9 protein-coding genes are annotated in these 9609 nt (G+C 66.4%); all 9 read right to left on the bottom strand.

All coding sequences use genetic code 11. The annotated features are described in order from the left end of the window. A partial coding sequence (locus KH616_RS15910) for an alpha/beta hydrolase (protein WP_292247964.1) occupies positions 1–468 on the bottom strand: 468 nt, incomplete at its 3' end. Positions 469–534: 66 nt separating this feature from the next. After that, positions 535–1533 (bottom strand): NADP-dependent oxidoreductase, encoded by a 999-nt coding sequence (locus tag KH616_RS15915; RefSeq protein WP_292247967.1) that lies wholly within the window; start codon positions 1531–1533, stop codon positions 535–537. Positions 1534–1624: 91 nt separating this feature from the next. Continuing rightward, positions 1625–2104 carry a PaaI family thioesterase gene (locus KH616_RS15920; RefSeq protein ID WP_292247968.1) on the bottom strand — a complete coding sequence of 160 codons (480 nt, stop codon included), beginning with the start codon at positions 2102–2104 and terminating at the stop codon, positions 1625–1627. After that, positions 2101–2415 (bottom strand): Dabb family protein, encoded by a 315-nt coding sequence (locus KH616_RS15925; RefSeq protein ID WP_292247970.1) that lies wholly within the window; start codon positions 2413–2415, stop codon positions 2101–2103. Before KH616_RS15925 ends, KH616_RS15920 begins: the two co-directional genes overlap by 4 nt. A 276-nt stretch (positions 2416–2691) precedes the next feature. Beyond that, positions 2692–4092 (bottom strand): sensor domain-containing diguanylate cyclase, encoded by a 1401-nt coding sequence (locus KH616_RS15930; RefSeq protein ID WP_292247972.1) that lies wholly within the window; start codon positions 4090–4092, stop codon positions 2692–2694. A 322-nt stretch (positions 4093–4414) separates the two neighbouring features. Next, the gene (locus KH616_RS15935; RefSeq protein WP_292247974.1) at positions 4415–5593 is read right to left on the bottom strand and encodes an acetyl-CoA C-acyltransferase; all 1179 of its coding nucleotides are present in this window, start codon (positions 5591–5593) and stop codon (positions 4415–4417) included. An 83-nt stretch (positions 5594–5676) separates the two neighbouring features. Further along, entirely contained in the window at positions 5677–6309 is a 633-nt protein-coding gene (pncA, locus tag KH616_RS15940) for a bifunctional nicotinamidase/pyrazinamidase (protein ID WP_292247976.1), read from the bottom strand. A gap of 176 nt (positions 6310–6485) precedes the next feature. Then, positions 6486–8570, bottom strand: a complete 2085-nt coding sequence (locus tag KH616_RS15945) for a 3-hydroxyacyl-CoA dehydrogenase NAD-binding domain-containing protein (RefSeq protein WP_292247978.1) — start codon at positions 8568–8570, stop codon at positions 6486–6488. Positions 8571–8766: 196 nt separating this feature from the next. Next, positions 8767–9609, bottom strand: an 843-nt coding sequence (locus tag KH616_RS15950; protein ID WP_292247979.1) for an AMP-binding protein, incomplete at its 5' end; no start/stop codon positions are given.

Consider the following 9609-nt stretch of genomic DNA (forward strand, 5'->3'; position numbering starts at 1 on the left):
CGCGAGCCGCCCGGCGTCGATGCCGAATGCGGCCGCCTCGCGATGCAGCCAACGCAGCGCATCGTCGGCATCGTTGACCGCGGTCGGAAACTTGTATTCGGGCGCCAGCCGGTAATCGACCGACAGCACCGCGCATTGCGCGTCGCGCGCAAACATCCGGCACAGCGCATCATGCGTATCGACGCTGCCGACGGTGAAGCCGCCGCCGTGATAGTAGACGAGCGCCGGCATCGGCTCGGCAAGACTCGGCACGACCGGCTGGTACAGGCGGGCACCAATCGTCCGCCCGTCGCGCGTCGGCACCACGCACGCCTCGACGGCATGCATCGGCGCGGGAGCGACATCGAGGATCGGCGCGCTCCGCTCGTATGCCGCGCGCGCCTGCTGCGGCGTCTGGTGATGATAGGACGGACGTTTCGCGCGCTCGATCATGTCGAGCACCTGGGCGATCTTCGGATTCAGCGGCATCGGAATACGGGCGCGCGCACGGCGCGTCGGACAGACAGGACACGCGCCGTATGATGCCACGCGCCGTCAGACGAGTTGCACGAGCTGCTTGCCGAAATTGCGGCCCTTCAGCATGCCGAGGAATGCCTCCGGCGCGCGCTCGAGCCCGACCGCGATCGACTCGCGATAATGCAGTTGCTTCGTCGCGACGAGCTCGTTCAGTTCCGCAAGCGCCGGCGGCCACGCGTCCGGATGCTCGAATACGATGAAGCCCTGCAGCCGCAACCGCGATCGCAGAATCAGCGCCGGGTGCGTGATCGGCGCACTCACCCCGTCATAGGCCGCGATCATCCCGCACACGGCGATGCGGCCGAACGCGTTCATCCGTGCCATCGTCGCGTCGAGCACCGCGCCGCCGACGTTCTCGAAGCAACCGTCGACACCGTCCGGCGTGGCGGCCGTCAGATCTTCGACGAGGTTGCCGGCCTTGTAGTCGACGCACGCGTCGAAGCCGAGCGTCTCGACGACATAGCGGCATTTGTCCGGGCCGCCCGCAATGCCGACCGCGCGGCAGCCGGCGCGTTTCGCCAGCTGGCCGACGACGCTCCCCACCGCGCCGCTCGCCGCACTGACGACCACCGTTTCGCCCGCCTTCGGCACGATGATCCGGTTCAGTCCGTACCACGCGGTGACGCCCGGCATCCCGGTCACGCCGAGACTGGCCGACAGCGGCACGCGCGACGTATCGACACGGCGCAGCCCGTGACCGTCCGACGTGCCGTATTCCTGCCAGCCGAAATAGCCGACCACCTTGTCGCCGACCGCGAAACCCGGATGACGCGACTCGATCACTTCGCCAGCGGTGCCGCCGATCATCACCTCGTTGAGCGGCTGCGGCGCCGCATACGATTTCGCGTCACTCATGCGGCCGCGCATATACGGGTCAAGCGACAGGAAATGATTGCGCACACGCACCTCGCCGCTGGCGAGCGGTGCGAGCGGCACCTCGACGAGCCGGAAGTTGTCGATGCTCGCCGCGCCTTGCGGACGCGACACAAGCAGGATCTGACGATTGACGATGCTCATCGCTGCACTCCTTTGCCACCATGCAGGCGCGCGCACGCACGCTGCAAAAGAAAACGGCCCCGCCATCGGCAGGGCCGCACATTGCGCCGGGCTACGCGTCGCTCGGGCCCGGATGGGCGTCCGGCGCCGTGCGCGTGCGCTGCCGCTTGATGTCGCGGCCCACCGCAAGCCGTTTCATGTATTTGAATGTGCCCAGCGCCTTCGCGACGAAATGGCCTTCGCTGTCGCGCACCTCGCCTTCGCAGTACGCCATCGTCGTCGAGCGGTGCATCACACGGCCGTACGCGCGCAGTTCGCCGCGCCCCGGCTGCATGAAGTTCACTTTCATCTCGACGGTCACGACACCGACGCCGTCGTCGGTGAGACTGCGCGCGGCCATCGCGAGCGCAACGTCGGCGAGCGTCATCGTCACGCCGCCGTGCGCGATGCTCCACGTGTTCATATGGCGCTCGTCGAGCGGCAGCAGGATCTCGCTCTTGCCGTCTTTCGCCGTGACGAGCTGCACGCCGAGCATGTCGACGAACGGACTCTCGATCGACGGGCCGTCGGTCTGTTGCGTGGTTTCGCTCATCGCACGTCGTCGGCGAGATAGTCGACGCACTGGCGCGCTTCGCGCACCGCGCCGATGAACTGCTTCACGGCCTCATAAGTCGGATGCACCTGATAGGCGTCGAGCGCGGCCTGATCCACGAAATCCGACACCAGCACGACGTCATAGGTCGCTTCCAGGCCCGGCGTCGCGACGCCGACTTCGAGATGAAGAATGCCCGGCACGATGCCGCGGCACGCTTCGAGCTTTTCCTTCAGCTTGAGCGCGTTCTGGGCGCGCGTCGCGCCTTCGGCGGTTTCTTTCAGCTTCCACATGACGATATGTCGAATCAACGCAATCACCTTGTTAGGTCAGTTGGACAAGTGCCGTTTCCCGCTTCCGAGTGCGGCAGAACGCTCTATTCTATTCGGGATCGATCTGAACCGCGGGGAGGACAAGCGCATAACCCGCGAAGCGGGCACGCGGGCGTACCGGAGACGGCGTCACGTTTGCCCGCTCAACGAGGAACCGGCACCTCGCGTCACGCCGATCATCCAGACGCCGGACACACGCGATCGGTCGCCAGCCCCACCGCTGACAAGCGCACCCCGAACCCAACACGCGCAGCCTCAATGCGCCACGACCCGATTGCGTCCTTCTCGCTTGGCCTGATAAAGACGCTCGCCGACCGCCCGGAGCAGCGCATCCACGGTTCCCCCGTCAACGCCATACTGCGCGACGCCGACGCTGACGGTCACCTGCACCCGCTTGCTGTCGAGACCGAACGGCGCACTCGCGATCGCCGAACGCATGCGCTCGGCAGTCATCCGCGCGCCCTCCAGCGGCATTTCCGGCAACAGCGCCATGAACTCCTCCCCGCCGACGCGGGCGAGCCCCCCCGACGGCCGGATTGCATCGAGGCACTGCCGCACGACGCCGCGCAACACTTCGTCACCGATCTGATGCCCGTATGCGTCGTTGATGTTCTTGAAGTTGTCGAGGTCGAGCGCGAGCATGCAGAACGGCATGCCGTCGCGCTCGGCGCGCATGATCTCGCGCTCGACCTGTGCGATGAACTGGCGGCGGTTCGACGCGCCGGTCATCGGATCGGTCGCCGACATATATTCGAGTTTCTGGTTGGTGCGCCGCAACTCCTGCAACGCACTTTCGGTGCGCGCCATCGATTCGGACAGGCGGTTCATCAAATCCTGCTGGCTGTAGATCGCCGCAAACGAACGCGTGGTCTCCAGTGCCTGCACGACGCCGTAACTGAGCAAAAAGAATCCGCCCGCGAAGATCGCGTGCGCGAGCCACCACATGTGGCTCCACGGCTTGCCGAGCATGAACGCGAGCGACGACAGCGCAAACGCCGTGATCGACATCCCGTAGATCACCATCAGCGGCGAACGGATGCGCCGCGCAAGCAGCACGCCCACGTTGAGCAACGAGACGACGAGCGCGCCGCCCTCCATCGACAGCCGCGTGACAGGCGCGCCGGCCCATGGCGAATGGGCGATATACGCGACGCCGGCATCGATGGCTGCGAAGCACACGATCCACGGCAGCCACGTGCGCATGCTCGTGCGCTTCACGGCGCGATCGGGCGGCTGCGAATACGACATCAGGCCGACCAGCAGCAGGATCGACATCGCCAGCCGCGACGCCGGCCCGTACAGCAGGAACAGCCAGATGTTGTGATGCGCCATGCCGGTGAACAGGCCGTGCAGCGCATAGATCATCCCGAAGCCCAGAAAACCGATCGTCAGCCAGCGCAGCAGCGGCTCGCCGGACGCGCGATAGCAGACCCAGGTCACGTAGGTGACGAACGCGCCCTCGAGCGTCGCCCCGGCGATCGCGATTTCATGGAATACCGGGCTTTCGAAAGTCAGACGAGGATCGCCGAAGAACCACAGATAGGCGATGAGATAGGCCGGCAGCAGCGCGAAGCCGATCAGCAGACCATGCGCGTAAATCCTGGCAACAGCGCTGACGACGCGCGGCGGCTCCCCCGCTAAAGAAGTCGTGCTCAATTCGGCCCCCCGATCGTTCCGCTGAGACTTACCGAATGCGGGCGACACCCGATCAGGATTCGTCGCCCGCGCCCGGCTCCGGAAACACACCGCAGCGGTCGGCATGACGCGCGACGCGCGATCTGGCCCGCACTACCGAAAGGAAAACGTCAGAGCTTAGTATAGGTGGGGCGATTCGTTTGACAAGTAAGGGGAAACAGCATCGTCAAACGTCTGCGGATTAATTCGTCTGCATAGCGGATCGCCGGCACTGACGGTGGCGGCAACAGCATCGCGGACAACGCAACGGACGGCAGCACAGCCGCCGCCCGCATGCTGAACATCAGACGATTTCGAACAGCCCCGCCGCACCCTGGCCGCCGCCGATGCACATCGTCACGACGACGTATTTCACGCCGCGCCGCTTGCCTTCGATCAGCGCATGTCCGGTCAGGCGCGCGCCCGATACGCCGTACGGATGGCCGACCGCGATCGCGCCGCCGTTGACGTTGAGCCTGTCCTCAGGAATCCCGAGCGTGTCGCGGCAGTACAGCACCTGTACCGCAAACGCCTCGTTCAGTTCCCACAGACCGATGTCCTCGACCTTCAGGCCCGCCTGCTTGAGCAGCTTCGGCACCGCGAATACCGGACCGATGCCCATTTCGTCCGGCTCGCAGCCGGCAACCGCGAAACCGCGGAACACGCCGAGCGGCTGCAGCCCTTCCCTTTGCGCGACATCGGCGCGCATCACGACGCATGCGGCCGCGCCGTCCGAGAACTGGCTCGCATTGCCCGCGGTGATCACGCCGCCCGGAACCGCCGGGCGGATCTTCGATACGCCTTCGAGCGTCGTGTCAGGCCGGATGCCTTCGTCGGCCGACACGGTCACCTGCTTCGTGTACAGCCGCCCGGTCGCCTTGTCGGCGACGCCGGCCAGCACCGTGATCGGCACGATCTCGGCGTCGAAGCTCCCCGCTTCCTGCGCGGCAGCCGCCCGCAGTTGCGACTGCACGCCATATTCGTCCTGCCGCTCCTTCGAGATGCCGTAGCGCTTCGCGACGTTCTCCGCGGTCTGCAGCATGTTCCAGTAGATTTCCGGCTTGTGTTCGAGGAGCCAGCCCTCATACGCCATGTGCCGGTTCATTTCGTTCTGCACACACGAGATCGACTCGACGCCGCCCGCAACATACACGTCGCCTTCGCCCGCGATGATCCGCTGCGCGGCAAGCGCAATCGTCTGCAATCCGGACGAGCAAAAGCGGTTGACCGTCATGGCCGGCACGCTGACCGGCAATCCCGCGCGCAGCGCGATCTGCCGCGCGATGTTGCCGCCCGTCGCGCCTTCCGGGTTCGCGCAGCCCATGATCACGTCCTCGACACGCGCCGGGTCGAGCTTCGCACGTTCGACCGCGGCTGCCACCGCGTGGCCCCCAAGCGTCGCCCCGTGCGTCATGTTGAATGCGCCGCGCCAGGATTTCGCAAGCGGCGTGCGCGCGGTCGATACGATTACGGCTTCAGTCATCTGTGTTCTCCTGTCGATCGGCATATGCGCTTTAGCGCATGCCGGCCTCATGCAAAGCTTCCTGAATTGAATGAATGGGTGCGCTACACCCGCGGGCGGGCGCCGTCGGCCATGACACGCGCCACGCCCGCCGCCTGCATCTGCTGCCATGCGCGCGCGAGCGACCCGTTCAGGTCGATCGCGCGGCACGCATCGTCGATCACCGCCGCTTCGAAGCCCGCCGCGCGCGCGTCGAGCGCCGACCACGCGACGCAATAGTCAGTCGCGAGCCCGCAGCACCACACGCGCTTCGCGCCGAGTTCGCGCAGATAGCCGGCGAGCCCCGTCGGCGTTTGGCGATCCGCCTCGACGAATGCGGAATAGCTGTCGACCTGCGCGTCGCTGCCCTTGCGGATCACGAGCCGTGCATGCGGGATGTCGAGCGCCCGATGCAGCGCCGCGCCTTCGCTCTCCTGCACGCAGTGCACCGGCCACAGCACCTGCTCGCCGTATGGCAACGCCAGCGTGGAGAACGGCGCATGTCCCGGATGGTTCGCCGCGAACGACACGTGGCCGCGCGGATGCCAGTCCTGCGTCAGCACGACCTGATCGAAGCGGGCGGCCAGCGCGTTGATAACCGGCACCACCGCATCGCCATCCGGCACCGCGAGCGCGCCGCCCGGCATGAAGTCGTTCTGCACGTCGATCACGAGCAAAACGTCGTCGGTGTGTTTCATCGCCGTCTCCTGTCAAAGCGGCCGAGCCGATGCCGATGCCGATGCCGATGCCGATCGGATCGGATCGGCCGCGTCATCGCTGATGCAGGCCGGATCATCAAGCGCTCAGCCCTTGCGCCTGCGCCACGCTTTACCCCCGGATCGACCCGATACGAGGCGGTCGCGCAGCGGCGCTGTCAGCTGTTGAAGCCGCGGCCGGCCTGCGCGCGTTCGACGATCGACGGCGCAATCCGCCACGCATCGCCGTTCGCACCCGCGGCGTAGCGACGTATCGCACGCTCGACGTTGTAGAGGCCGACCGTGTCCGCGTACAGCATCGGGCCGCCGCGCCACAGCGGAAAGCCATAGCCCGTGAGGTACACCATGTCGATATCGGAGGCCTTCGACGCGATCTTTTCCTCGAGGATCTTCGCGCCTTCGTTGGCGAGCGCGAACACGAGCCGCTCGACGATTTCATCGTCGCCGATCTGGCGCCGCTCGATGCCGCGCTCCTTCGAATACGCGACGACCATCTCGTCGACGAGCGCGGACGGCTTCGCCTTGCGCTCGCCCGGCACATAGTCGTACCAGCCCGCGCCGGTCTTCTGGCCGAAGCGGCCCTGCTCGCACAGGCGGTCGGCGATCTTCGAATAGTGCAGATCCGGTTGCTCCTGATAGCGCCGCTTGCGGATCGCCCAGCCGATATCGTTGCCTGCGAGGTCGCTCATCCGGAACGGCCCCATCGCAAAGCCGAATCGCTCGATCGCGCGGTCGACCTGCGCGGGCAGCGCGCCCTCCTCGAGCATGAAAAGCGCCTGGCGGATGTACTGCTCGATCATCCGGTTGCCGATGAAGCCGTCGCACACGCCGGACACCACCGCCGTCTTCCTGATCTTCTTCGCGATCGCCATGACCGTCGCGAGCACATCCTTCGCGGTGGCGTCGCCGCGCACAACCTCGAGCAGCTTCATCACGTTCGCCGGACTGAAGAAGTGCATGCCGACCACATCCTGCGGACGCTTCGTGAATGCGGCGATCTTGTTGATGTCGAGCGTCGACGTGTTCGACGCGAGGATCGCGCCCGGCTTCGCGACTTCGTCGAGACGGCGGAATACCTGCTCCTTCACGCCGAGTTCCTCGAACACCGCCTCGATGATCAGGTCGGCGTCCTTCAGATCGTCATAGGACAGCGTCGGCGTGATCAGCGCCATGCGCGCATCGCACTTCTCCTGCGTGAGCTTGCCTTTCTTCACCTGCGCATCGTAGTTCTTGCGGATCGTCGCGAGACCGCGGTCGAGCGCGTCCTGTTTCGTTTCGAGCAGCGTGACGGGCAGCCCGGCATTGACGAAGTTCATCGCAATGCCGCCGCCCATCGTGCCCGCACCGATCACCGCGACCCGGCGGATCTCGCGCACGGGCGTGTCGGCCGGCACATCGGGAATCTTGCTCGCCGCGCGTTCGCCGAAGAATGCGTGCCGAAGCGCGCGGCTTTCCGGCGTCATCATGAGCGCGACAAAGCCGTCGCGCTCGGCGACGCTGCCCTTGTCGAAACCGTGCAGCACGCCCGCCTCGATCGCGTCGATGCACTTGTGCGGCGCCGGGAAATTCGGCGCGGCGGCCTTCGCCGAGTTGCGTGCGAACTGGATGAAACCCGCAGCGTTCTCATGGACGATCTTGCGGTCGCGCACGCGCGGATGCGGCCCGGCCTGCGCGCCGGCCTTGCGGGCGAAGGCGACGGCGGCGTCAAGCAGATCGCCTTCGGCCATGTCGTCGAACAGGCCGCTGGTCGCGAGCTGCTCGGACGGCACCGGCGCACCCGATACGATCATGTTCAGCGCGGTTTCGAGCCCGACCGCGCGCGGCAGGCGCTGCGTGCCGCCCGCGCCCGGCAGCAGGCCGAGCTTCACTTCAGGCAGCGCAATCTGCGCGCCCGGCGCGGCGATCCTGTAGTGCGCGCCGAGCGCCAGTTCGAGGCCGCCGCCCATCGCGACGCTGTGAATCGCCGCGACGACCGGCTTCCCGCTCGCCTCCACCGCGCGGATCACGGTGTGCAGCGTCGGCTCCTGCAGCGCCTTCGGCGTGTTGAATTCAGTAATGTCCGCGCCGCCCGAGAACGCGCGGCCGGCGCCTGTCAGCACGATTGCCTTGACTGCCGGATCCTGCGCCGCGCGATCGAGCCCGTCCATGATGCCGATCCGCGTCGACAGGCCAAGCCCGTTGACGGGCGGATTGTCGAGCGTGATGACGGCGACGCCGTCGCGAGTCGTGTAGTCCACTGCCATCTGCCTGCCTCCATGCATCGCGCGCCCGGATGGCCGCGCTTCATTGTGCGCGGTCGATCGGCCGCTTGTTCAAAGGGAACGGAGGCAGCATACAACAAAAAAGAACGGTCGTTCAATTTATGATTTTCCCGATCCGGGAACCGGACCGGTCGGGCGGCGGCCGGCCTCACCGGGCCGGCCCGGACAATGCCGACGCCTATGCCTCCGCAGCCGCCGTCGGCAGCACATAGCCCCGGAACGTTTCGCGCAGCTTCAGCTTTTGCAGCTTGCCGGTCGCGGTATGCGGCAGCGATTCGACGAATACGACGTCATCGGGAATCCACCATTTCGCGACCTTGCCTTCGTAGAACGCGAGCAGCGCTTCGCGGCTCACCTCCATGCCGTCGCGCCTGACGACGACGAGCAGCGGACGCTCGGTCCACTTCGGGTGCGGGCACGCGATGCAGGCCGCTTCGGCGACCGCCGGATGCGCGATCGCGACATTCTCGATGTCGATCGAGCTGATCCATTCGCCGCCGGACTTGATCACATCCTTGCTGCGGTCGGTGATCTGCAGGAAACCGTCCGGATCGATCGTCGCGACGTCGCCGGTCGGAAACCAGCCATCGGCGAGCGGCGACGCGTCGCTCCGGAAGTAGCGGCCGATCACCCAGGGCCCGCGCACTTGCAACTCGCCGAACGCGACGCCGTCGCGCGGCAATTCGCAGCCGTCCTCGCCGACGATGCGCATGTCGACGCCGAAGATGACCCGCCCCTGCTTCTCCAGCAAGCGGCGCTGCTCGTCGGCCGGCCGCTGCGACTGCGCCCAGTTCAGCTTCGCAAGCGTGCCGAGCGGCGACAGCTCGGTCATGCCCCACGCATGGATCACGCGCACGTTGTACTCGTCCTCGAAGGTGCGCAGCATGGCCGGCGGACACGCCGAACCGCCGATCACCGTGCGGTTCAGCGTCGAGAAGCGCACGCCCGCGTCGCGCATGTAATTGAGCAGGCCGAGCCAGACCGTCGGCACGCCGGCCGAGAACGTCACGCGCTCCGCTTC

The sequence above is a fragment of the Burkholderia sp. genome (genome assembly GCF_018375725.1).
In the GTDB taxonomy this organism is placed as follows: domain Bacteria; phylum Pseudomonadota; class Gammaproteobacteria; order Burkholderiales; family Burkholderiaceae; genus Burkholderia.

Excerpts from the sequence above, each read along its gene's own strand:
- KH616_RS15945 (WP_292247978.1), bottom strand. The coding sequence starts at position 8,570 with ATGGCAGTGGACTACACGACTCGCGACGGCGTCGCCGTCATCACGCTC.
- KH616_RS15920 (WP_292247968.1), bottom strand. The coding sequence starts at position 2,104 with ATGAGCGAAACCACGCAACAGACCGACGGCCCGTCGATCGAGAGTCCG.
- KH616_RS15935 (WP_292247974.1), bottom strand. The coding sequence starts at position 5,593 with ATGACTGAAGCCGTAATCGTATCGACCGCGCGCACGCCGCTTGCGAAA.
- pncA (WP_292247976.1), bottom strand. The coding sequence starts at position 6,309 with ATGAAACACACCGACGACGTTTTGCTCGTGATCGACGTGCAGAACGAC.
- KH616_RS15915 (WP_292247967.1), bottom strand. The coding sequence starts at position 1,533 with ATGAGCATCGTCAATCGTCAGATCCTGCTTGTGTCGCGTCCGCAAGGC.